The organism is Leisingera sp. SA215, from assembly GCF_055902035.1.
Genome location: NZ_JBVVXU010000014.1, coordinates 36,159 through 57,617, shown reverse-complemented (window position 1 = coordinate 57,617; position 21,459 = coordinate 36,159). Strand labels below are relative to the sequence as shown.

The 21,459-nt window shown below is 60.1% G+C and carries 23 protein-coding genes; 14 read left to right on the top strand and 9 right to left on the bottom strand.

Features of this window, described 5'->3' with window-relative positions; genetic code table 11:
* The first annotated feature begins 11 nt into the window (after positions 1–11).
* Positions 12–764 (top strand): bifunctional demethylmenaquinone methyltransferase/2-methoxy-6-polyprenyl-1,4-benzoquinol methylase UbiE, encoded by a 753-nt coding sequence (gene ubiE / locus AC0KW6_RS15440; RefSeq protein WP_323779577.1) that lies wholly within the window; start codon positions 12–14, stop codon positions 762–764.
* Positions 765–767: 3 nt separating this feature from the next.
* The gene (gene ubiB, locus AC0KW6_RS15435; protein WP_323779575.1) at positions 768–2,297 is read left to right on the top strand and encodes a 2-polyprenylphenol 6-hydroxylase; all 1,530 of its coding nucleotides are present in this window, start codon (positions 768–770) and stop codon (positions 2,295–2,297) included.
* A 105-nt stretch (positions 2,298–2,402) separates the two neighbouring features.
* Here the strand turns inward: ubiB and AC0KW6_RS15430 are convergent, their stop codons facing one another.
* Positions 2,403–3,578 carry an acetyl-CoA C-acyltransferase family protein gene (locus tag AC0KW6_RS15430; protein WP_323779573.1) on the bottom strand — a complete coding sequence of 392 codons (1,176 nt, stop codon included), beginning with the start codon at positions 3,576–3,578 and terminating at the stop codon, positions 2,403–2,405.
* 196 nt (positions 3,579–3,774) lie between these two features.
* Here AC0KW6_RS15430 and AC0KW6_RS15425 point away from each other — a divergent pair, with 196 nt between their 5' ends.
* Complete coding sequence (locus AC0KW6_RS15425; protein WP_323779571.1) at positions 3,775–4,341, top strand: helix-turn-helix domain-containing protein; 567 nt, start codon at positions 3,775–3,777, stop codon at positions 4,339–4,341.
* Positions 4,342–4,667: 326 nt separating this feature from the next.
* Positions 4,668–4,874 (top strand): cold-shock protein, encoded by a 207-nt coding sequence (locus tag AC0KW6_RS15420; RefSeq protein WP_024092327.1) that lies wholly within the window; start codon positions 4,668–4,670, stop codon positions 4,872–4,874.
* A 72-nt stretch (positions 4,875–4,946) separates the two neighbouring features.
* On the opposite strand, the gene AC0KW6_RS15415 is transcribed toward AC0KW6_RS15420, so the two are convergent.
* Positions 4,947–5,348 carry a VOC family protein gene (locus tag AC0KW6_RS15415; protein WP_323779567.1) on the bottom strand — a complete coding sequence of 134 codons (402 nt, stop codon included), beginning with the start codon at positions 5,346–5,348 and terminating at the stop codon, positions 4,947–4,949.
* A 159-nt stretch (positions 5,349–5,507) separates the two neighbouring features.
* Here AC0KW6_RS15415 and AC0KW6_RS15410 point away from each other — a divergent pair, with 159 nt between their 5' ends.
* The gene (locus AC0KW6_RS15410; RefSeq protein WP_323779565.1) at positions 5,508–6,695 is read left to right on the top strand and encodes a glycine C-acetyltransferase; all 1,188 of its coding nucleotides are present in this window, start codon (positions 5,508–5,510) and stop codon (positions 6,693–6,695) included.
* Positions 6,696–6,709: 14 nt separating this feature from the next.
* Entirely contained in the window at positions 6,710–7,738 is a 1,029-nt protein-coding gene (gene tdh, locus AC0KW6_RS15405) for an L-threonine 3-dehydrogenase (protein ID WP_323779589.1), read from the top strand.
* A gap of 79 nt (positions 7,739–7,817) precedes the next feature.
* Here the strand turns inward: tdh and AC0KW6_RS15400 are convergent, their stop codons facing one another.
* Complete coding sequence (locus AC0KW6_RS15400; RefSeq protein WP_323779563.1) at positions 7,818–8,546, bottom strand: metallophosphoesterase family protein; 729 nt, start codon at positions 8,544–8,546, stop codon at positions 7,818–7,820.
* Positions 8,547–8,701: 155 nt separating this feature from the next.
* Here AC0KW6_RS15400 and AC0KW6_RS15395 point away from each other — a divergent pair, with 155 nt between their 5' ends.
* On the top strand, positions 8,702–9,094 hold the full coding sequence (locus AC0KW6_RS15395; RefSeq protein ID WP_323779561.1) for a hypothetical protein: 393 nt from the start codon (positions 8,702–8,704) through the stop codon (positions 9,092–9,094).
* A 69-nt stretch (positions 9,095–9,163) separates the two neighbouring features.
* Here the strand turns inward: AC0KW6_RS15395 and serA are convergent, their stop codons facing one another.
* Together serA and AC0KW6_RS15385 are read right to left on the bottom strand one after the other, a co-directional pair.
* Positions 9,164–10,759 carry a phosphoglycerate dehydrogenase gene (serA, locus tag AC0KW6_RS15390; RefSeq protein ID WP_474035334.1) on the bottom strand — a complete coding sequence of 532 codons (1,596 nt, stop codon included), beginning with the start codon at positions 10,757–10,759 and terminating at the stop codon, positions 9,164–9,166.
* 99 nt (positions 10,760–10,858) lie between these two features.
* On the bottom strand, positions 10,859–12,013 hold the full coding sequence (locus AC0KW6_RS15385) for a phosphoserine transaminase (protein WP_323783081.1): 1,155 nt from the start codon (positions 12,011–12,013) through the stop codon (positions 10,859–10,861).
* Positions 12,014–12,290: 277 nt separating this feature from the next.
* On the opposite strand from AC0KW6_RS15385, the gene serB reads away from it, so the two are divergent.
* From serB to AC0KW6_RS15365, 4 genes are all read left to right on the top strand, one after another.
* On the top strand, positions 12,291–13,166 hold the full coding sequence (gene serB / locus AC0KW6_RS15380) for a phosphoserine phosphatase SerB (RefSeq protein ID WP_474035333.1): 876 nt from the start codon (positions 12,291–12,293) through the stop codon (positions 13,164–13,166).
* Between the two features lie 308 nt (positions 13,167–13,474).
* On the top strand, positions 13,475–13,795 hold the full coding sequence (locus tag AC0KW6_RS15375) for an ArsR/SmtB family transcription factor (RefSeq protein ID WP_323783075.1): 321 nt from the start codon (positions 13,475–13,477) through the stop codon (positions 13,793–13,795).
* Positions 13,796–13,808: 13 nt separating this feature from the next.
* On the top strand, positions 13,809–14,246 hold the full coding sequence (locus tag AC0KW6_RS15370; RefSeq protein WP_323783072.1) for an SRPBCC family protein: 438 nt from the start codon (positions 13,809–13,811) through the stop codon (positions 14,244–14,246).
* 32 nt (positions 14,247–14,278) lie between these two features.
* Positions 14,279–14,599: a YciI family protein gene (locus AC0KW6_RS15365; protein WP_323783068.1), complete on the top strand. Its 321-nt coding sequence runs from the start codon at positions 14,279–14,281 to the stop codon at positions 14,597–14,599.
* A 36-nt stretch (positions 14,600–14,635) separates the two neighbouring features.
* On the opposite strand, the gene AC0KW6_RS15360 is transcribed toward AC0KW6_RS15365, so the two are convergent.
* Positions 14,636–15,634, bottom strand: coding sequence for an asparaginase (locus AC0KW6_RS15360; protein ID WP_323783065.1), 999 nt, complete (start codon positions 15,632–15,634; stop codon positions 14,636–14,638).
* Positions 15,635–15,816: 182 nt separating this feature from the next.
* On the opposite strand from AC0KW6_RS15360, the gene AC0KW6_RS15355 reads away from it, so the two are divergent.
* From AC0KW6_RS15355 to rlmN, 3 genes are all read left to right on the top strand, one after another.
* The gene (locus tag AC0KW6_RS15355) at positions 15,817–16,347 is read left to right on the top strand and encodes an invasion associated locus B family protein (protein ID WP_323783062.1); all 531 of its coding nucleotides are present in this window, start codon (positions 15,817–15,819) and stop codon (positions 16,345–16,347) included.
* 147 nt (positions 16,348–16,494) lie between these two features.
* Positions 16,495–16,845 carry a lysozyme inhibitor LprI family protein gene (locus AC0KW6_RS15350; protein WP_323783059.1) on the top strand — a complete coding sequence of 117 codons (351 nt, stop codon included), beginning with the start codon at positions 16,495–16,497 and terminating at the stop codon, positions 16,843–16,845.
* A 109-nt stretch (positions 16,846–16,954) separates the two neighbouring features.
* Complete coding sequence (rlmN, locus tag AC0KW6_RS15345) at positions 16,955–18,142, top strand: dual-specificity RNA methyltransferase RlmN (protein WP_024092312.1); 1,188 nt, start codon at positions 16,955–16,957, stop codon at positions 18,140–18,142.
* Between the two features lie 43 nt (positions 18,143–18,185).
* On the opposite strand, the gene AC0KW6_RS15340 is transcribed toward rlmN, so the two are convergent.
* From AC0KW6_RS15340 to AC0KW6_RS15330, 3 genes are all read right to left on the bottom strand, one after another.
* Positions 18,186–19,427, bottom strand: coding sequence for a zinc-dependent metalloprotease family protein (locus AC0KW6_RS15340; protein ID WP_474035332.1), 1,242 nt, complete (start codon positions 19,425–19,427; stop codon positions 18,186–18,188).
* Between the two features lie 552 nt (positions 19,428–19,979).
* Complete coding sequence (locus AC0KW6_RS15335) at positions 19,980–20,315, bottom strand: hypothetical protein (protein ID WP_323776065.1); 336 nt, start codon at positions 20,313–20,315, stop codon at positions 19,980–19,982.
* Positions 20,316–20,753: 438 nt separating this feature from the next.
* A complete protein-coding gene (locus AC0KW6_RS15330; protein ID WP_323776032.1) occupies positions 20,754–21,212 on the bottom strand; it encodes a recombinase family protein in 459 nt (152 codons plus the stop codon).
* Positions 21,213–21,459 lie beyond the last annotated feature (247 nt).

The following is a 21,459-nucleotide window of genomic DNA, read 5'->3' as shown; positions in this document are numbered from 1 at the left end:
CGGCAAGCCTCATGAGCGATAGCAGCGACAATACCACCCATTTCGGGTTCGAAACCGTCCGCGAGGCGGAGAAGGCGGGCCGGGTGCAGGGGGTCTTCAACTCGGTCGCTTCGAAATACGACATCATGAACGATGTGATGAGTGTTGGCATCCACCGGGTCTGGAAAGACGCGATGATGGATTGGCTGGCGCCGCGCCCCGGCCAGCGGCTGCTGGATGTGGCGGGCGGTACCGGCGACATTTCTTTCCGCTTCCTGAAACGCGCAGGCCACGGCCATTCCACCGTGCTGGATCTGACCCGCCCGATGCTGGAGGAAGGCCGCAAGCGCGCCGAAGCCGAACAGATGGCCGGCAGCCTCGACTGGGTCACCGGCGACGCTATGAAGCTGCCGTTCAAGGACAACACTTTCGACGTCTACACCATTTCCTTCGGCATCCGGAACGTGACCCGGCCGCAGGACGCGCTGAACGAGGCCTACCGGGTACTGCGCCCCGGCGGGCGGCTGATGGTGCTGGAATTCTCACAGCTGCCGAACGACGGGCTGCAGAAACTTTATGATCTTTATTCCTTCAACGTGATCCCGCGGATGGGGCAAATGATTGCCGGCGATTACGACAGCTACCAGTATCTGGTGGAATCGATCCGCAACTTCCCGGATCAGGAGACCTTCCTGGGCATGGTCAAACAGGCGGGTTTTGAGAACGCCAAGTACCGCAACCTGTCGCTGGGCATCGCCTGCTTGCATTCCGGCTGGAAAATCTGACCCATGCGCGGCCCTCATAATATTTTGCGCCTGATCCGCACAGGCGCCACTTTCGAGCGCACCGGTGCCATGCATTCGGTGCTGGAAGCGTTCGAGGCGCCCAAGCCGCTGCGCATTCTCGCCCGGACCCTGGGCTGGCCGTTCAAATGGATGGGGTACAAGGGCGATCCATCAATGCCGCCCGAGACCCGGGCGCTGAACGCCCTGGGGCCTGCCTACATCAAGTTCGGGCAAGTGCTCTCGACCAGGCCGGATGTGGTGGGCAAGGATCTGGCCCGCCAGTTGCGCGTTTTGCAGGACAAACTGCCGCCGTTCTCCCGCGCTGAGGCCCTGGCCGAAGTGGAAAAGGAACTGGGCCGCCCCGTCTCCGAGATATTTTCGGACTTCAGTGACCCGATTGCCGCCGCCTCCATCGCCCAGGTGCACCGCGCAACACTGGCCGAAACCGGCGAGGAAGTTGCCGTCAAGGTGCTGCGCCCGGGTATCGAGCGCGCTTTCAACAAGGACGTGGACGCCTTCTATTTCGCCGCCCGAATCGTGGACTTGTTCGCGCCCGGCGCCCGCCGCCTGAAACCGATGGACGTGATCGAACATTTCGACGGCGTGGTGCAAGGGGAATTAGACCTGCGGCTTGAGAGCGCCGCCGCGTCGGAATTTGCCGCCAATACCGTGAATGACGAAGGCTTCCAGCTGCCTGAAATCCGCTGGGGCTATTCCGCCCGCCGGGTGATGACGATGGGCTGGGCGGACGGCGTCGCGCTTGGCGACAATGACGCGCTGGATGCCGCCGGACACGACCGCCGGGTGCTGGCCGACCGGGTACTGTCGCTGTTTTTGCGCCATGCGCTGCGCGACGGTTTTTTCCACGCCGACATGCATCAAGGCAACCTGAAGGTCGCCGCCAATGGTGACATCATCGCCTATGACTTCGGCATCATGGGCCACATTGATGAGTACACGCGACGGGTTTATGCCGAGATCCTCTACGGCTTCATCAAACGCGATTACAAACGCGTCGCCGAGGTGCATTTCGAAGCCGGTTATGTATCCGCATCCCACGACGTAGACGAATTCGCCCGCGCCCTGCGCGCGGTGGGAGAGCCAATCTTCGGCATGGATGCATCGCAGATCTCAATGGGGCGGCTGCTGAACTATCTGTTTGAAGTGACAGAGCGTTTCGGAATGGAAACCCGCACCGAACTGATCCTGCTGCAGCGCACCATGGTGGTGGTCGAAGGCGTTGCCCGGTCGCTGGATCCGCATATCAACATCTGGGAGGCCGCCCGCCCGGTGGTTGAGGGTTACATCAAGAAATCCATCGGTCCTCGTGCGGTGGTAAGCGACCTTCTGGACACCGCCAAGGTGATGGCCCGGTTTGGCCCCCGGCTGCCCGCGCTGGTGGAGCAGGCGCTGATCGCACAAGCGGCGCAGAACGGCACACAAAAGCCCAGCGTAAACAGCTGGGTTACACCGGCCGTTCTGGGAGCAGCCGGCGGAATAAGCCTCTGTGCCGTGATTGCCTTGCTGCTGTGACCACGCACAGGCCCCAATGGCCACGGTTTTCTTTCTGGTCTGAAATACTCCAGCGGTGAGCGCCGCAAACCGCGAGGGGGGGGGCAGCGCCCCCTTCCCTTTCAATTACAGCCGCTCGACTGCCAATGCGATGCCCTGGCCACCGCCGATGCACATGGTGATCAGACCTTTAGACCCGCCGGATCGCTCCAATTCATAGAGAGTTTTCAAGGTGATGATAGCGCCTGTTGCCCCCACGGGATGGCCCAGGGCGATCGCTCCGCCGTTCGGGTTCACCTTGGCGGGATCCAGCCCCAGTTCCTGGTTCACCGCCAGCGCCTGCGACGCAAAGGCCTCATTTGATTCGATCACATCAAAATCACTGGGTGACAGGCCGGTTTTCTCCAGCAGGCTCCGCACCGCGGGCACCGGGCCAATGCCCATTACTTCCGGGCGCACACCGGCATGGGCATAGCCCAGGATTCGTGCCTTGGGTTTCAAACCTGCCCGCTCTGCAGCGGAGGCCGTGGCCAGCACCACCGCCGCAGCGCCGTCGTTGATGCCGCTGGCATTGCCAGCGGTTACCCGCCCGTCTTTCCGGAACACCGCCTTAAGCCCGGCCAGCACATCCAAGGTGGTGGCCTTGGGGTGCTCGTCCACCTCAAAAGGCACCAGGTCGCGTTTGACCTTCACGTCAACCGGTGTGATCTGCGATTTGAAATGCCCGGCTTCGATCGCCGCGGCGGCGCGGGTCTGACTGATGACGGCGAACTCATCCATCTGGGCGCGCGTGATACCGTGCTCATCGGCGACGTTTTCTGCTGTTACCCCCATGTGGCCGGTGCCGAACGGGCAGTTCAACGCCCCCAGCATCATGTCCAGAGATTTTACATCCCCCATCTTGGCACCCCAGCGGCTCTGCTGGTTAATGTAGGGGCTGCGCGACATGTTTTCGGCGCCGCCGGCCAGTGCGAATTCCGCGTCTCCCAAGGCAAGAGATTGGACGGCAGAGATTATTGCTTGCACTCCAGATCCGCAAAGCCGGTTCACGTTCATCGCCGGCACCGCATCAGGCACCCCCGCCTGCATCGCTGCAACCCGGCTCAGGTACATGTCGCGCGGCTCGGTATTGATGATGTGTCCGAACACCACATGACCGATCTGGCCCCCGTCCACTCCCGAGCGCTGCAGGGCAGCCTTGGACACGGTGGTTGCCAGATCAATCGGAGCAGTTCCCGCTAAAGCGCCGCCGAAAGTGCCGATGGCGGTGCGGGCGCCATCCAGGATCACGATATCAGTCATTGTCTTTCTCCTCACTCCTGCGTTGCCGCCATTATGCGCCTGCAGCATGGTCCTGTCTGCCGGGACGTGCCGTCATGGAAACGCCACGTCACGCTCTGCGCTCTCCCCATACCGCCCCCTGCACGCCGCCGCGGTTCAGCATTCCGAATGTCAGGAAGATTTGACAAACACGGCCTGACGGCGCAGAGAATCCGTCATGACGGAAAACACAGACGATATCCTGACCTTGCTGCCCGCCCGCCTGAAAGAGGCCCGCCGCACCCAAGGGCTCAGCCTGGAAGCGGTGGCGAATCTCTCCGGCGTCAGCCGCTCCATGGTAAGCCAGATCGAACGCGGCGAAAGCTCGCCCACCATCGCAACGCTATGGAATCTCACCCGTGCGCTGCAGGTGGATTTTGCCGGGCTGCTGGAAACAGGTGACATGAAGGACCGGATTGAGGTTCTGCGCGCAACAGATGTGCCCAAGATCGAGAACATGGGCCAAGGCTGCCGGATCCGCATTCTGTCGCCGCCGGAGGAAGCCGGCGGGCATGAGGTCTATGATATCCGTTTCGACAAAGGCGGCGCATTGGTCAGCCAGCCACACACCCGCGGCACTGTGGAACAACTGACCGTTCTGGAGGGGGAAATTGCACTTTCCTCTGGCAATGCCAACGACTTGCTGCAAACAGGCGACACCGCCCGCTATGCCGCTGATGTCGCGCATTCGGTTACCTCATCGAAGGGGCCGGCGCGGGTGTTTCTGATTGTGAAAACGGCTTGAAGCTGGCCTTTATTCCCGGTCCTGCTCTTCCTTTCGAAATCAGTGCGGACATCAGCAGACCTTTCAAACAGGCGGGAAGATTCAAATTTTTAGCCGGTTCTTTCCCGCTGAACTAGCGTAAACGTACCGGCAAGAAAGCCCTTCTTACCACCTTTCCAGAACAAACCCCTTGAAAGACTCACGGCATCGGACCATATGTGGATCGCTAACGTTATTCTTGTCGATCCACTGTCTCCCGCTCTGCGGCGTTTTCAGTCTCTCGATCCAGACCGACTACGCCAGGCTGCCGCACTTCCGCGGGCAGCATCTACTAGGAGACTACGGATATGGCCACCGGCACCGTAAAATGGTTCAACACCACCAAAGGCTTCGGCTTCATCGCACCCGACGGCGGCAGCAAAGATGTGTTCGTGCACATTTCCGCTGTTGAGCGTTCCGGCCTGACCGGCCTGGCGGACAACCAGAAAGTCACTTTCGACATCGAGCCCGGCCGTGACGGCCGCGAGTCGGCTGTGAACCTGGCGCTGGCATAAGCTTTTAAAGCTCATCAGTTCTGAAACGCGGTCCCTGCAAAGGGGCCGCGTTTTTTCGTTTGCGGTTGACTGTCAGCCCTTATTCTTCTCATCCCAAAGCTTGGGCTCCCACAGCTCCACCTTGTTGCCCTCGGGGTCCATTATCCAGGAAAAACGTCCGTTCTCATGGGTTTCCGGTCCCTGCTGAATGGGAATACCCGCCTTGGTCAGCTGTGCGATCATGCCGTCCATGTCATCAACCCGGTAGTTGATCATGAAGCTGGAAGCGCTGGGGGCGAACCAAGTTCCGTCCGGATCGGCAGTGGCCCAGACGGTGAGGCCGCCGTCTTCGGCCTTATCCTGCTGCCAATTGAGGATGGCGCCGCCGAAATCCTTCAGCTCCAGCCCCAGGTGGTCGCGGTACCACTCTGCCAGCGCTTTGGCATCACCACGCGCCTTGATAAACACCCCGCCGATACCCATGATGCGTGCCATGCGTTTCCTCCCTGTTGCAGGATCAGATAGCCCGGCTTGGCCGAACGTCTGCCTCAAATCCGGTTTTGCGGAAAATGTTCCGTGATACTGAAATCCTGTATTTCGGAAATGCATCCGCTATGATAGACACGCGACTCGAGGCACCCAGGGAGTTAGCTCATGTCCAACGCATTTCTGACCGACATCTCCAGCACGCTGGCCCAGATTGAGGCTGAGGGGCTGTACAAGCGTGAGCGAATGATCACCTCTCCCCAAGGGGGCGAGATCACGGTCGGCGGCCGTGAGGTGATCAACCTTTGCGCCAACAATTATCTGGGGCTGGCCGATCACCCCGCCCTGATTAAAGCCGCCAAGGACGCGATGGAGCCGAAAGGGTTCGGCATGGCGAGCGTGCGGTTCATTTGCGGGACGCAAGACATTCACCGGGAGCTGGAGAGCCGTCTGGCCAAGTTCCTTGGCAAGGACGACGCGATCCTGTTCGCCGCCTGTTTCGACGCCAATGGCGGGCTGTTCGAGCCGCTCTTGGGGCCGGAGGATGCGATTATCTCGGACAGCCTGAACCATGCGTCAATCATCGACGGCGTGCGCCTGTGCAAGGCCAAGCGCTACCGCTATCTGAACAGTGACATGAACGATCTGGAAGCCTGGCTGAAACAGGCCCGCGAGGACGGGGCGCGCCATATCATGATCGCCACTGACGGGGTGTTCTCGATGGACGGCTACTTGGCCAAGCTGCCTGAAATCCGGGCGCTGGCGGACAAATACGATGCGGTGGTGATGGTGGATGACTGCCACGCCACCGGTTTCATGGGGGCAACGGGCGCCGGCACGCCGGAGCATTTCGGGGTCGACGTGGATATCGTCACCGGGACATTGGGCAAAGCACTTGGGGGGGCCATTGGCGGTTATATCGCCGGGCCGCAGCCAGTGATCGACCTGCTGCGGCAGCGGGCGCGGCCCTATCTGTTCTCCAATTCGCTGCCGCCATCAATTGTTGCCGCCGGGCTGGAGGCGATCCGGCTGGTGGAAGAAGGGGACGCTCTGCGGGCGCAGCTGTTTGATAACGCGAAATACTGGCGCGCGGGGCTGGAAAGCCTGGGCTTTGACCTCTTGCCCGGTGAGCACCCGATTATCCCGGTGATGCTGGGTGAAGCGCAGCTGGCACAGGATATGGCGTCGCGGTTGTTCGACGAGGGCGTTTATGTCTCTGGCTTCTTCTTCCCGGTGGTGCCGCGCGGTCAGGCGCGGATCCGGACGCAGATGAATGCGGCGCTGACGCGGGATGAGCTGGACCGGGCGCTGGCCGCATTCGGTAAAGTTGGCAAGGAACTGGGGGTGATTTCATGAGCCTGCCTAACACGATGAAGGCACTGGAGAAATCGCATCCCAAAGAAGGCCTGTGGATGGTGCAGGCACCGGTGCCCGAGATCGGCCCGGATGAGGTGCTGATCAAGGTTAAGAAGACCGGCATTTGCGGGACCGATATACATATCTGGAACTGGGATGACTGGGCCGCGCATACCGTACCGGTACCGATGATCACCGGGCACGAATTTGCTGGGGAGATCATTGAAATCGGCCGCAACGTGGAGGACTTGACAGTGGGGCAACGGTGTTCCGGCGAGGGGCACCTGATCAAGACGGATTCGCGCCAGTCGCGGGCTGGCAAGTTCCACCTGGACCCCGGCACCCGCGGCATCGGGGTGAATGAGCAGGGTGCTTTCGCACAATATCTGAAACTGCCCGCCTTCAATGTGGTGCCGCTGCCGGATGACATCCCGGACGAGATCGGCGCCATTCTCGACCCGCTGGGCAATGCGGTGCATACCGCGTTGAGCTTTGATCTGCTGGGGGAGGATGTGCTGATCACCGGGGCCGGCCCCATTGGCATCATGGCGGCGGCGGTGGCGAAACATGCGGGTGCGCGGCATGTGGTAATCACCGACATCAACCCGGACCGGTTGAAGCTGGCTGCGCATGTTGTGCCGGCGGCGCGTACTTTGGATGTGTCCAAGGAAGAGCTAAGTGATGTGATCCAAGAACTGGGCATGAAACAGGGCTTTGACGTCGGGCTGGAGATGTCCGGCTCGCAAGCGGCGCTGGATCAGATGGTCGAGGCGCTGGTAATGGGCGGAAAGATTGCGCTGCTGGGCATTCCGCCGGGCAAATCGCCGGTGGATTGGAGCCGCATTGTGTTCAAGGCGATCACCCTCAAGGGCGTCTACGGGCGCGAAATGTTCGAAACTTGGTACAAGATGATCGCCATGCTGCAAAACGGGCTGGATGTGAGCCGGGTGATCACCCATCGCTTTGCGGTGGAGGATTTTGCAGAAGGGTTCACGGCAATGAAATCCGGGACAAGCGGCAAGGTGGTGCTTAACTGGAGCTGAGCACGGATCGAGGGAGCATTGCCCCCTTGGCCTTGCGGCCTCACCCCCATAATACTTGCAACCAGAACGAGGCCGCGGTTTAGGGTATCAGCGGCTGGCGCCCGTTCTGAGTGAGCAGCCAGCAGCTGCGGCCTTCGAACACTGCGGCAGTGAGAGGGCGGCCGTAGCCTGCACCGGTGTCAAGGTTGATGCGGTTGCCGTAATGGCTGGGCCTGTCCACCGGCGTGTGACCATGCACGATCAGTTTCGGATGCGCACCGGAGTGGTCGTGGAACGGCTGCCGGATCCAGACCAGATCATCCTCCTTCTGCCGGGCCAGCGGTACACCGGGCACGATTCCGGCGTGCACAAAGGCCAGCTCCGGCGTCTCGTGAAGGGGCGTGAGGCTGCGCAGGAATTCAGCATGCTGCAGAGGAATCACTTCTTTTGCTTCTGCATGCAGATCGTCGAGCCGGGTACGGTCCTTGAATGTCAACCCGTAGCTGGCCAGGGTTTCAGTGCCGCCGATCCGCTCATGCAGCCAGTGGTATCCGATCAGTAGATGCGGGTCATGGCGCGGTATGTCCTCCATGAACCATTCAAACATCCGGTCGTGGTTGCCCCTGAGGCAGATCCAGGCCCGGCCCTCCTCTTGGCCTGCGATCAACCGCTCAATTACCCCTCGGCTGTCGGGACCACGATCGGTGTAGTCGCCCAGGAAGACGATGCGGGCCTCGGGGCCGCCATCAACCTCAATCCGGGCCAGCGCCTGCTCTAGCATCTTCACCTGGCCGTGGATATCGCCGATGGCGTAGAGGGGGGTGGTCATGGCAGCTCCTTTACGCAGCTTTGGCAGTTTGATGGAGTATTACGGCAAGGAGTTCAACCCCCGGAAAGTCTGCCCTCAGGCTGGCAATCAGGCTTCACCGCCCCAGGTTACCTGGGAAGTTGTCCAATGAACAAACTGAACCGGGAGGGCTGAAAATGGAAGGAATTGCGCGGTGGTTCATGCTGGCGGCGGTGGCATCGGCGCTTGGCGGCATGGTCTGGGGAATCCAGATGTCGGCAAGCCAGGACCACCTTCTGTCGCCAGCCCACGGGCATCTGAACCTGCTTGGCTGGGTCAGTTGTGCGATCTATGCGTTTTATTACCACCTGCTGCCACAGGCCGCCGGGGGCCTTTTGCCACGGCTGCACCTGGGAACCGCTATACTGGCGCTGACGCTGCTGGTGCCGGGCATCCCGCTGGCCATTCAGAACAGCAGCGACCTGCTAGCGCAGGCAGGATCGCTGGTGGCACTGCTGTCGATGCTGATCTTTGCGGCGGTGGTGCTGCGCAGCCGGCCGGAAAAGTCAGCCTTTGCGCAGCCAAGGTGATGTGAACCTCGCAAAGAAAAAGCCCCCGCAGGGCAAGCGGGGGCTTTTTCCAGTTATTCACCGGACAGGTCAGGCAATGTCGAATGCCAAAGGCTTTATTTGGTTAAACAGTCCGGTTTCGGCCAGCTTGGCGCGGACCCCGGCGGGCACTTCGTCATCCACATAGAGCAGTGCGATGGCTTCGCCGCCGGCTTCGGATCGGCCCAGGGTGAAATTGGCAATGTTCACTTCGCTTTCGCCCAAGGTGTGGCCCAGGGTGCCGATGATGCCGGGCACGTCCTCGTTGGTGGTATAAAGCATATGCGCGCCGACCTCGGCCTCGATATTGATGCCCTTGATCTGGATGAAACGCGGCTTGCCGTCGGAAAACACGGTACCCGCCACCGAGCGCTCGCGCTTTGAGGTCACGGCAGTCACCTTGACATAACCGTCGAACGTGCCGGATTTACCCTGATTCGTGGTCGATATCTGGATGCCGCGCTCCTTGGCGACCACCGGGGCGGAAACCATGTTCACCTCGGGGTTGACGCGTTTCATGATACCGGCAATCACTGCACAGTTCAGGGCGTCCAGGTTCATCTCCGAAGCAACGCCATCATAGAGGATGTTGATTGCCTTGATCGGCTCATCCGTCATCTGGCCCACAAAGCTGCCCAGGTGATCGGCCAATTTGATCCAGGGGCCCATGATCTTGGCTTCCTCGGCAGTCACCGAGGGCATGTTGAGCGCATTTTCCACGGCGCCGGTCAACAGGTAGTTGGACATCTGTTCGGCCACCTGCAGGGCGACGTTTTCCTGCGCCTCAGTGGTGGCGGCACCGAGGTGCGGGGTGCAGACCACGTTGGGCAGGCCGAAGAGGGCGTTGTCGTTGGCCGGCTCTACCGAGAACACGTCAAAGGCAGCACCTGCCACATGGCCGGAGGTCAAGAGTTCCGCCAGCGCACCCTCGTCAACCAAGCCGCCGCGGGCGCAGTTGATGATGCGCACGCCCTTCTTGGTCTTCTCCAAGTTTTCCTTGGACAGGATGTTGCGGGTCTGATCGGTCAGCGGCACATGCAGGGTAATGAAGTCGGCACGGGCAAGCAGTTCATCCAGTTCAACCTTTTCGACGCCCATCTGATCAGCCTTATCGGTGCTGAGATAGGGGTCATAAGCCACGACCTTCATCTTGAGGCCGCGGGCGCGATCGCAGACGATGCCGCCGATGTTGCCGGCACCGATCACACCCAGGGTTTTGGCGGTTAGTTCGGTGCCCATGAACTTGGACTTCTCCCATTTGCCGGCATGGGTGGAGGCGGACGCCTCAGGCAGCTGGCGCGCGGTTGCAAACATCATGGCGATGGCGTGTTCGGCAGTGGTGATCATGTTGCCGAAGGGCGTGTTCATCACAATGACGCCGCGCTTGGAAGCGGCTTCCTTGTCGATGTTGTCAGTGCCGATGCCGGCTCGGCCGATCACTTTGAGGTTTGCGGCGTTCTCCAGAATCTTTTCGGTCACCTTGGTGGCGGAGCGGATGGCGAGGCCGTCGTACTGGCCGATAATTTCCGCCAGCTTGTCCTTGTCCTTGCCCACATCGGGAAGGAAATCGACATCGATGCCGCGATCGCGGAAGATCTGTACGGCGGCTTCAGAGAGCTTGTCGGAGATGAGGACTTTGGGAGCCATTTTTGTGGTCCTTTTCAAACGGGGGCCTGTGCGGCCTGATATGGTGAGGGATCCCTCGGAGGGAGGATCCGGGGCCGGGGCCCCGGAACAGGGCCCGGGTCAGGCCGCTTCGGCCTGGGTGGCGATCTCGGCCTCAAAAGCCCATTTGATCCAAGGCATCAGAGCCGCCACGTCAGTGGTTTCAACCGTGCCGCCGCACCAGATGCGCAGGCCTGCAGGCGCGTCGCGGTAGGCGCCGATGTCATAGGCCACGCCTTCGCTTTCCAGCCGCTTGGCCACGGCCTTGGCAAAACCGGCACCATCCTGGATGCGCGGATCAGTGAACCTGAGGCAGACCGAGGTATTCGAGCGGTATTCCGGCTGTTCCGCCAGAAAGGCGATCCACGGGTTGTCCTGCACAAAGCTCTGGACCGCGGCAAGGTTGGCATTTGCGCGGCCGCGCAGGCCTTCCAGTCCGCCGACCGAGCGGGCCCAATCCAGTGCCAGCAGGTAGTCCTCCACTGCCAGCATCGAGGGCGTGTTGATGGTCGCGCCCTGGAAAATGCCATCGATCAGCTTGCCGCCCTTGGTCAGGCGGAAGATTTTGGGCAGCGGCCAGGCGGGTGTGTAGCTTTCCAGCCGTTCGACCGCGCGGGGGGACAGGATGATCATGCCGTGCGCCGCTTCGCCGCCCAGCACCTTCTGCCAGGAGAAGGTGGTCACATCCAGCTTGTCCCAAGGCAGGCGCTGCGCAAAGGCCGCCGAGGTGGCATCGCAGATGGTCAGCGCCGCACGGTCGGCAGGGATCCAGTTGCCGTTGGGAACCCGTACTCCCGAGGTGGTGCCGTTCCAGGTGAAGACAACATCATTGCTGAAATCAACAGTGCCAAGATCGACAATCTGGCCGTAGTCCGCGGTTTTGACCGTGGCGTCCAGTTTCAGTTGTTTCACCACGTCAGTGACCCAGCCGGAACCAAAGCTTTCCCAGGCCAGCATTTCAACCCCGCGGGCACCCAGAAGGTTCCACATCGCCATTTCCACCGCACCGGTATCGGACGCGGGCACGATGCCGATCTTATAATCAGCAGGGATGTTCAGGATCTCACGTGTGCCTTCGATCGCAGCCTTCAGCTTCTCTTTGCCCACCGCAGCGCGATGCGAGCGGCCCAGCGGCGCGCCGGACAATTTGGCCAGGTCAAAAACAGGGGGTTTGGCGCAAGGGCCAGAAGAAAAACGCGGATTTGCCGGCCGCGATGCCGGTTGTGCAATAGCCATCAATGCTACCCTTCCAGATAAGCGCCCCTCGTTGGGGAGGGGTGTCCCGCCATCAGAGCTAGGCTGCTGCAGCGCGGCATGCAACAGAAAATTCGGAAAAATACGGCCATTCCACCTCTTTTTGCGACACGCCTTTCTACCATCGGAAACAGCCGCCCGAAATACTCCCGGAAGACCAGGCCTTATAATACCTCCTGAAATCTGCGGCCCACCGCAGGCTGGCCGTTCCAGCGGCGGGCCGCTATGACAGGGTAAACCCGATGGAACGGAGCCGCCGATGTTTGTTGCCACCCTGCTTTGCAACCCCGCCAGTCCGGTGCTGGAGCCCGCTCTGCCCGAATCGCTGCGCAGTGCCTGGGGCGGAGGAGAGACTGACTGGCTGGCACCGGGTGTGGCGGCTGAGTTTTCGCTGGCGCAGATGCCCGGCAACCGCTGGGACGTCTGGGCGGATCTGCAAAAAATGGGGGTTGATCTGGTCATTCAGCACAGCGCAGGGCGGAAGAAGAAGATGCTGCTGGCTGATATGGATTCAACCATGATCCAGCAGGAATGTATTGATGAGCTGGCCGAAGAAGCGGGCGTTGGCGCACGGGTCAGGCAGATCACCGCCCGGGCAATGAACGGCGAGCTGGATTTTGAGGGTGCGTTGACCGAACGGGTCGGGTTGCTGAAGGGTCTTCCGGAAGCAGTGATCGGCAAGGTACTGGCCGAACGTATCACTTTTATGCCCGGCGGCAGTCAGCTGCTGGCCACGATGAAGGCAGAGGGCGCCTATGCAGCGCTGGTCTCGGGCGGGTTCACTGCCTTCACCGCAAAAGTGGCGGCAGATCTGGGGTTTGACGAAAACCGCGCCAATACCTTGGAGGTGGCAGACGGCAAGCTGACCGGAAAGGCCGGCAGGCCAATATTGGGCCGGAAAGCCAAGGTGGAGGCTCTGGAGCAGATCACCGCCCGGCTGGGAATCGATGAAACGGATGTCATTGCGGTCGGCGACGGCGCCAATGATCTGGGGATGCTGCAACGCGCAGGGGCCGGTGTGGCGCTGCACGCCAAACCCTCGGTCGCAGCGGAATGCGATATCCGTATCAATCACGGCGACTTAACCGCGCTTCTCTATATCCAAGGCTACGGCCAGAATGCATTCAAAGCCTGACCAATCTGATCCTTTGCAGTGAGGATCTAGACCCTGCTTTTTGCAGGCAGCAGTTTTCCCAAGGGTTGCATCGAGGCGGTTGCAGGCGGCGGGCTGGCCGCCTTTCCTGTTCTGCTGCTGGCGGGTGCCATCCCGGTAACGGCGTTGGCGGCTAGCAAACCGAAGGTGCCGTTCGGGGCCGCCATTTTTGGCTTCTGCCTTGATGCGCCGTGTTTGTGTCCGCAGACAGGGATGCTTTGTGGCCTGCATTCTTTCTGGACGGATATTTTTAACTTACTACTTAATTAACAGAAGTGGTAAAAAGAACCATGGCACCGATTCTAAAGTTCTTTGCCGCGCTGTCGGATGAAACCCGCATGTCAATCGTGGACCAGCTGATTGCAAAAGGCGAACTGCCTGCCGGCGACCTGGCACCGGGCGCGGGCATCTCGGCCCCTGCTATCTCGCGCCATCTGAAGGTGCTGCGCGAGGCCGGGCTGGTCACGCAGCGCGCCGATGGCACCAAGCGGCTGTATTCGGCCCGGCCCGAAGGCCTGCGAATGATTGCCGAGTGGACCCAGTCCCGGCGTGCCTTCTGGGAAGGCGGCCTGGACCGCCTGGAAACGGCCTTGATGGAGGATGACACCTGATGGAGGGAACGGGATGAGTGATCTGCAGCTGCGAAGAGTGTTTCCGGTCAGCCCGGAAAAGTTGTTCGCTTGGGTGACAACGCCAGACAAGCTGCTGAAATGGTGGGGGCCGGAAGGCATGCATATCCCGGAACATGATCTAAACCTCAGCCGTACCGGCCCTTGGTATTCCATCATGCAGAACAACGACGGCCAGCGGTTTCACGTCTCGGGACAAGTGACCCATGTGGATGAACCGAAATCCGTCGGCTTCACCTGGGCCTGGCATGATGAGGATGGCACCCGCGGCGCCGAAAGCCATGTGACCTTCACAATTGCTGCCACCGAAGACGGCGCCATGCTGCTGATTGACCACCGGGATCTGGACGGCAGCGACACTGCTGCACGCCACGAACAGGGCTGGACTTCAACCCTGCGCAAGCTGGAGGCGCAGCTGGCCGAACCAACCTGAATTACATCCATCGCAACCAAGGGAGAAGACCAATGCCACAGTTCATTTTTGCCTATCACGGCGGCAAGACCCCGGAGAGCGAGGAAGAAGGCGCCAAGGTCATGGAGGCCTGGAAGAACTGGATGGGTTCCATGGGCGAAGCGCTGAAGATTCCCGGAGCGCCGGTGGGCATGTCCAAGACGGTCAGCGCCGGCGGCGTCGCGGACAATGGCGGCGCCAATCCGGTCTCTGGCTACACTGTGGTGGAGGCTGCCGATCAAGACGCCGCCTGCGAGATGGCCAAGGGCTGCCCGATGGTAGTGGATGGCAGCGGTTCGGTGGAAGTGGCCGAAGTCATTGAAATGCAAATGTGAAGTGAATGCCCCGGCCAGAGACCGGGGCATTCTTCATTAGAACAGCAGCTCGGCTGCAGGGCGGATCGCCCCGCACTCCAGCCCGAGGCGGCTGTACAGTGTCTTGTTCATGTACTTGCGGGTGGCGGGATGCCCGGCGTCCAGCACACCGAGGCTGACCATCAGCGCGGCAATTGCGCATTCGCTGGCGCGGGTTGCCCCATCGGTGATTTTCACGGCCACGCCCATTTTCTGCACGGGCAGGATGGCGACGAACACCGCCTCGGCCCCAGTCTTAATCGCCACTTTGCCGCCCATGGCGCGCATCATATTGGTGCAGGCGCGGGTTTCGCCGGCCACCAACTCGGGGTGCGCGGTCATTGCCGCAACCAGTTGCTGTGCAGCTTGCGATGCGCGGTCAGAACGGTCGTCGGCGCTGGCAAACCAGGCCATGGAACGCGCCAGCCCGGTGACCGTGGTGGCAAAATTCGGCGCCGAGCAGCCGTCGATACCATAGCCGGGGCTGTCCAGGCCGGTGGTTTCCTCAAACGCAGCCAGACACGCCTGCTGCACCGGGTGATCGACTTCGATGTATTCGGTCCCCGCCCCAAGGTACTGCATCAGTGTCAGAAAGCCCGCGTGTTTACCGGAACAGTTATTATGGACCTGGCAGGGGCTGTTGCCGGTCTTGATCAGCTCGTTGCGGGCCGGGATGTCATCCGGCAGCTGCGGACCGCAGCGGAAGTCGTCATCGCCAAGCCCTAGCTGATCCAGCCAAGAATTCACCCGCACCGTGTGGATATGCGCGCCATTGTGGGAGGCGCAGGCAAGCGCCAGCTGTTCGGACGTCAGCCCATAGCGCGCGGCGGCGCCGGAGGTGATCAGCGGCAGCGCCTGGATCATTTTAGCCGAGCTGCGCGGATAGATCACCGCATCCGGGTCACCCCAGCTGCGCACCACCTGACCGGAGGCGTCGCAGATGACGGCATGGCCCAAATGCAGGCTCTCCAGCAGCGGGCCGCGCCAGACTTCGGCCATGGGCACAGGTTTCGCCATGATGTCTCCCCTTATGTTTTCTTGGCGAAATCCTGCCAAAACGCACTTTCGCCCGTGGTGCTAGTTACGTTAGTGTGCTTGTGTAGCGCAAGCGAGGGGATCGGGACCAGACGGCGGTTGAAACGCTGCAGGCCCTTTGCTTGGTATTTGAGGTTTAGAGAACAGTCTTGGAGTCGGGACAAATGGCATTGAAACTTGCCCGCGTGGTTGCGGGCCTGTGTCTGGCAGCATTGGCATCCACCGCAACAGCGCAAGCAACCTCCAACAACCGGGTTGCAGCCAAGGTGGACTGGAGCGTTTTTGAGGGCGACAACCCCAACGAGTGCTGGGGGGTTTCCGCACCAAAGGAAACTGTGAACACCCGCGACGGCCGCGTCGTGGCAGTGCGCCGCAGCGAGATCCAGCTGTTTGTCACCTTCCGCAGCAGCGATGCCCCCAAGGGTGAAGTCAGCTTTACCGGCGGGTATCCGTTTGCGCCGGGTTCCACCGTGAACATGGCCATCGGCGAATCCGAGTTTGAATTATTCACGGAGGGCGAATGGGCCTGGCCGGCAACCCCTGCGGATGATGCCAAGATCGTTACAGCCATGAAGCGCGGCGCCAATGCGGTGCTGACCGCACGATCGGCCCGGGGCACCCAAACCAAGGACAGCTTTTCGCTGCTGGGCTTCACGGCTGCCTTGGAAGATGCGGAAAAGCGCTGCAGCAAGTAACCTCTGGCGCCGGGCGGAAACATTCCAAGCCCCGGCCCGTGCCGGTGTTTTCTTGTTTGAAGGCTGCAAGCGGCGTAGCATAGCCGGCAGGAGGTGCTTGCCATGCCGGACTCAGCCAGTCTCCCGTGCGCTTGCCTTGCAGTTGCGTTGTTTTTGCAACCCGCTTTTGCCAATCCAGCGCTGGAATGCGGCGCGGGCAGCCAGGAGGAAATCGGCACCTGTGTGGCTGAAGATGAAGAAGGTGTTGAAGCCGCACTGTTCAACGCGCTGGAAACCGCAATGGTCGCGGCTGCAGAGCGCGACAACACCAAGGGCGGTACAGCAATGGAGGCTGCGCTGAAGCAAAGTCAAACCGCATGGGAAGCATTCCGGACTGCCCATTGCGCCTTTGCCGGCGAAGCCCATGCGGTGCGCGAAGACGCAGGAATTGCAACGCGGGCCTGCTGGACGAGCCTGGGGCGTGCCCGGGTGGAGGAACTGGTGCGGTTTTCCAATTAGGCACTGAGCAGTGCTGCGGCCCGAAACTTGTTTTCAAGGATTCCTTTTGATCTTCCGCGGGAATCCTATATAGAGCCGCATCCGCCCACCAGCACCGAGGCTAAAGCCAATGACCGCCAGCGCGCCGATCACCCAAGACGTTTTGACCCTGCCTAGAAAGGACCCCGAGGGCGGCAAGGTCAATCTTGTCGGCCTCACCCGCGAGCGCATGCGCGAGGTTCTGATCGAACATGGTACCCCGGAAAAACAGGCCAAGATGCGGGTCGGCCAGATTTGGCAGTGGATCTACCAGTGGGGCAAACGCGATTTCGCGGATATGACCAATCTGGCCAAAGCCTATCGCGCGGAACTGGCGGACATATTCGAAGTCCGCATCCCCGAAGTGGTGAGCAAACAGGTCTCCACCGACGGCACCCGCAAGTATCTGGTACGGATCAATGGCGGACATGAGGTCGAAGTCGTCTACATCCCCGAAGACGGCCGCGGCACGCTGTGTATTTCATCCCAGGTGGGATGCACCTTGACCTGCACCTTCTGCCATACCGGCACTCAGAAGCTGGTGCGCAACCTGACCCCGGCCGAGATTGTCGGCCAGGTGATGATGGCGCGCGACGATCTGGAGGAATGGCCGGTGCCGGGTGCGCCCAAAGACGAAACCCGCCTGCTCTCGAACATCGTGCTGATGGGCATGGGTGAGCCGCTGTACAATTTCGACAACGTGCGCGATGCGATGAAGATTGCGATGGATCCCGAGGGCATCTCATTAAGCCGCCGCAGGATTACGCTTTCGACCTCCGGCGTCGTTCCCGAGATTGCCCGCACGGCAGAGGAAATCGGCTGCCTGCTGGCGATTTCCTTCCATGCGACCACGAATGAGACCCGCGATGTGCTGGTGCCGATCAACAAGCGCTGGAACATCGACACGCTTCTGCAGGCGCTGGCGGACTACCCGAAGGTCTCGAACTCCGAGCGGATCACCTTTGAATATGTGATGCTGGACGGGGTCAACGACACTGACGAGGACGCGCACCGGCTGATCGACCACATCAAGCGCTACAATATTCCGGCCAAGATCAACCTGATCCCGTTCAACGAATGGCCCGGCAGCCCGTATAAGCGGTCCTCGAACAACCGCATTCACGCCTTTGCCAATATTGTCTATCAGGCCGGCTATGCCTCGCCGATCCGCAAAACCCGCGGCGATGACATCATGGCTGCCTGCGGCCAGCTGAAATCGGCGACCGAGCGCGCCCGCAAGAGCCGCAAGCAGATTGAGGCCGAAGCCGGGTTGAAGTAACCCCGGCTCCGCCCCGGCGCGGCAGGGTCCCCGGCTTGCCCTATCAGGTAAACAAAAAGTGGTCCTCTGTAAGCGTGCTCGTGTAGCCGGTCAGCTCGATATTGAAACTGCTGTAGTAGTCGATCAGCGTGTTGCCATTTACCTGCGTGATGGTCAGATCGCTGAAATCGTCTATTGAGGTGTCCAAGAACTCGATCCGGTCACTGCCCTTGCCAAAATCTTTAATGACTTGGTCATCCCAATAATCGGCGGACACGAACACAAAGACATCCGCATGTTTGCCGCCCGTCAGGACGTCAGCCCCTTCGCCGCCGACAAGGCGGTCTTTACCGTGGCCGCCGATCAGCCTGTCATCCCCTTGACCGCCGTAAAGCGTGTCCCTGCCGCCATGCCCTTTCAAAATATCGTCTTCACCGTTGTCGCCAGAATAATCGGTCTCATCCAAGCCGCCGATCAGAATATCCGAGCCCTTGCCGCCCGCTAGCCTGTCTTCGCCATAGCCGCCGATAAGACTGTCAGCGCCACCGCCGCCGAACAGGCGGTCATCCGCTTCGCGTCCGATGACTGTATCTTCGCCGCCCTTGGCATAAATCTTGGTATCCTGCCCGGTCGCCAATACAGTTTCTGCGCGACTGCTGGCCTTGATCACAACGTCGCCCGCCGAATTGGCGTAAGCTCTCCATCCTGCGGTTCCGCCGGTATCGCCGTAAAGATGGATCACGGCTTGCACATCAAAAATCCCCAGCTCCGTGACGCTATAGCCGGCATAGTTGTAGGTCATCACGGTATGTTCCTGGTCGTCCAGGTGGTCGGCCAGCGTATCTTCACCGTCATGCGGATGCTCAAGACCGAGTGCATGACCGATCTCATGCAGCACCGTTTCATATCCGTAGGACCCCGGCGCCATGCTGCTGCCCGCGATCGCCAGCTCTCCCTCATTGGTGGAGTAGGAGCTGGACCAGGCAAGATCCGCCCAGCCTGCAGCAGAGCCGCCGTTGTAGCCAAAGGCGTTGATCATAGCCGGTCTGTCTGTTTCGACAAACAGCAATCCGCAAGCGTCCTCATACTCCGCGAGAGCCTGGCGGAAATAGTCGCGCTGCGTGCTGTTGAAGGACCAATAGCTGGTGGCATTATAAGGGTCGTCTGCCGCATTCCCCAGGTCGCCGCTTTCAACAAAGCTGTATGTCACCACAGTTTGAGTGCCGAGATCAGTCAGGCTGTTCCAGCGGAGCCTGAAGTCCGATGTATATGCTAATAGAGCCGTGTAATCTGTAACTTCGGACATCAGCTGCCTCCACTATTCGGTCACCGGTAAGTTTTTGCCTGCAAATATGGCCGAGTTTGGCCCGCTTTTAGCTTCAAACCGAGCGAAGAATGACAATTTCCAGAAAATGGCAAACTACTGCGTGAAATCTGCCTGCTGAAGTCCGCTTTCCCGCCGGTTCTCCGGCCGGCGTTATCACGGCGCCTCAATGCCCGATGTCAGACACACCATGCATCTTCCGAAAATCACACTATCTGTTTTCCGGGTTGACGATGTAAAACCCGGAAAACCCGCCTTCTTCCGGGGCAGAATGTGGTCCTGAGGGAAAACTACTTGGCCTGCAACGTGGCCGTTCTGATGGCTCAAAGACAGCGCCATCAAGAATACCAACGCCGAAGGAAGTATTGCGAAAAGTTCCATGACTGGCGGCTGAGCATAAGTGGGTGACCTGCATCAGCAGGCCCCAATTCTTAAAATTCAGCGGGCGCGTTACGCCTCGCGGCCGGGCTTATGGACCTGCATGGCAAGCTCCAGCCGGATCGCCGCCCTTCCTGCCACCATGCTCGATCCGCCCTACCGTACGGCGTCTCCCATGGTTCCCGCGCTTCGAAGTCCTGGGTCCGGGTCCCCAAAGTTTTTGATCTCGTGGCTGTCTTCTCCTGCTTCCAGCTTGCTTTCAGAGATCTTTTCAAACTCTCGTAAATACTCCGCCCTGTTCTCGTGAATCCACGTGACGATGTTCGGGTTGTTCAGCTGCCTAAAAAGGTAGCCGCGTACGACGGTCAGGTAGCGCATGTCGAGACCAAATGTATCTACGAACACTTTGAGCTGAGATTGCAGGCTGGCAAGTTCATGCTCCATTCTCGCCAATTCTTTCCGCGAGACACTTCCATTTTCTGACGGGTGCAGCGAGCGACGGCAATGGAAAGCGTAAGCTCCTCGTTGAGCCTCAGGAGGCCGGAGGTTTCATTGACAACACGGCCGCCACCGGCGTGAATGCCGTTCAGGACGTCCTGGACAATACTCGGATGCATTTCCCGGAGCCTGCGGTTGATTTCGATGTAGCGGCAGTCTCGCCGGGGATGGTAGCCAACGAGAGTGTCTGCCCGCAGAAAGCTGCCAGACCGGGAGGAATTGGCGCTGCTTGAGGGAAGGTCAGCGGCTTCATTGATGATGAGGCCCGACAGCGCTCCCTGTTCACTAAGCAGATGCTTAAGCCAGTCGAACATTTCCTTGTCAGAGAGCTTCGCATGCCGGGTGGCGATGGCGCTGGCCGCAGCTGCGAATTGTTCAGGAGCCTACGGAGACCGTAGCCAGCAGGCCAGCCTTGCCGATAGCCTTTTTCGATCAGCCGGCATTTGCCTGCAAAGACTTTCGTCGTTGGCTCTTGGCTATAGTCTCCCGCCATAGCGCGCTTGACGCTTTTGACGATGTTGGCAACCGTACCTCCGTCATTGTCGAATTGGTCTGCGCAATAGTGGACCTCAATGTCAGCGCGGCGGCACATGTACTCAAATATGCACCTTCATCCGCATCCTTGAACAGGCTCCAACGGCTCACATCGTAGACGAGGATTGCATCGAAATCGGCCGTTCCTGAGTTGACCAGCTCGACCAGAGATTGCAGCGCGTCATGCCCCTCAATACGCAGGCCGCTCTTCCCTTGATCCGCAAAGGTTCGAACCACCTCCATGTTGCGACGTGCAGCATAGGCTCTTATCGCTTCGGCCTGGATTTCCGTGGAATAGCGCGGATGGTCCGTCGACACGCGAACATACTCGGCAGCACGCACAGAGGTTTCAGGCATCTTTTCCCTGGAACTGGCAATTATCAAAACAATCCAATCTTGCTTACGCGCGTGCTTGCTGGAGTCGCGATAGGCAGGGGCACTGAGAGAGTGAACGCCAAATTCTGTCTTGGAGGATTCTGCCTAGACGTTATCACAGAAGCCCGGCTTTGCAGCATGACGTTTTCATGACATGGCGGCCAAGGTGGACAGCTGAAAGGAGTTGAGGGGACTGGATTCGGGATTTCGCGGCGAAATTAACACCCGG

Bases quoted from the DNA above. Each gene is read 5' to 3' on its own strand.
- ubiE (WP_323779577.1), top strand. From the start codon at position 12: ATGAGCGATAGCAGCGACAATACCACCCATTTCGGGTTCGAAACCGTC.
- AC0KW6_RS15410 (WP_323779565.1), top strand. From the start codon at position 5,508: ATGTCCAACGCATTTCTGACCGACATCTCCAGCACGCTGGCCCAGATT.
- AC0KW6_RS15415 (WP_323779567.1), bottom strand. From the start codon at position 5,348: ATGGCACGCATCATGGGTATCGGCGGGGTGTTTATCAAGGCGCGTGGT.
- AC0KW6_RS15365 (WP_323783068.1), top strand. From the start codon at position 14,279: ATGCCACAGTTCATTTTTGCCTATCACGGCGGCAAGACCCCGGAGAGC.
- AC0KW6_RS15395 (WP_323779561.1), top strand. From the start codon at position 8,702: ATGGAAGGAATTGCGCGGTGGTTCATGCTGGCGGCGGTGGCATCGGCG.
- AC0KW6_RS15355 (WP_323783062.1), top strand. From the start codon at position 15,817: ATGGCATTGAAACTTGCCCGCGTGGTTGCGGGCCTGTGTCTGGCAGCA.
- AC0KW6_RS15400 (WP_323779563.1), bottom strand. From the start codon at position 8,546: ATGACCACCCCCCTCTACGCCATCGGCGATATCCACGGCCAGGTGAAG.
- ubiB (WP_323779575.1), top strand. From the start codon at position 768: ATGCGCGGCCCTCATAATATTTTGCGCCTGATCCGCACAGGCGCCACT.
- AC0KW6_RS15340 (WP_474035332.1), bottom strand. From the start codon at position 19,427: ATGTCCGAAGTTACAGATTACACGGCTCTATTAGCATATACATCGGAC.
- tdh (WP_323779589.1), top strand. From the start codon at position 6,710: ATGAAGGCACTGGAGAAATCGCATCCCAAAGAAGGCCTGTGGATGGTG.
- rlmN (WP_024092312.1), top strand. From the start codon at position 16,955: ATGACCGCCAGCGCGCCGATCACCCAAGACGTTTTGACCCTGCCTAGA.
- serB (WP_474035333.1), top strand. From the start codon at position 12,291: ATGTTTGTTGCCACCCTGCTTTGCAACCCCGCCAGTCCGGTGCTGGAG.
- AC0KW6_RS15420 (WP_024092327.1), top strand. From the start codon at position 4,668: ATGGCCACCGGCACCGTAAAATGGTTCAACACCACCAAAGGCTTCGGC.
- AC0KW6_RS15370 (WP_323783072.1), top strand. From the start codon at position 13,809: ATGAGTGATCTGCAGCTGCGAAGAGTGTTTCCGGTCAGCCCGGAAAAG.
- AC0KW6_RS15425 (WP_323779571.1), top strand. From the start codon at position 3,775: ATGACGGAAAACACAGACGATATCCTGACCTTGCTGCCCGCCCGCCTG.
- serA (WP_474035334.1), bottom strand. From the start codon at position 10,759: ATGGCTCCCAAAGTCCTCATCTCCGACAAGCTCTCTGAAGCCGCCGTA.
- AC0KW6_RS15360 (WP_323783065.1), bottom strand. From the start codon at position 15,634: ATGGCGAAACCTGTGCCCATGGCCGAAGTCTGGCGCGGCCCGCTGCTG.
- AC0KW6_RS15385 (WP_323783081.1), bottom strand. From the start codon at position 12,013: ATGGCTATTGCACAACCGGCATCGCGGCCGGCAAATCCGCGTTTTTCT.
- AC0KW6_RS15330 (WP_323776032.1), bottom strand. From the start codon at position 21,212: ATGCCTGAAACCTCTGTGCGTGCTGCCGAGTATGTTCGCGTGTCGACG.
- AC0KW6_RS15375 (WP_323783075.1), top strand. From the start codon at position 13,475: ATGGCACCGATTCTAAAGTTCTTTGCCGCGCTGTCGGATGAAACCCGC.
- AC0KW6_RS15430 (WP_323779573.1), bottom strand. From the start codon at position 3,578: ATGACTGATATCGTGATCCTGGATGGCGCCCGCACCGCCATCGGCACT.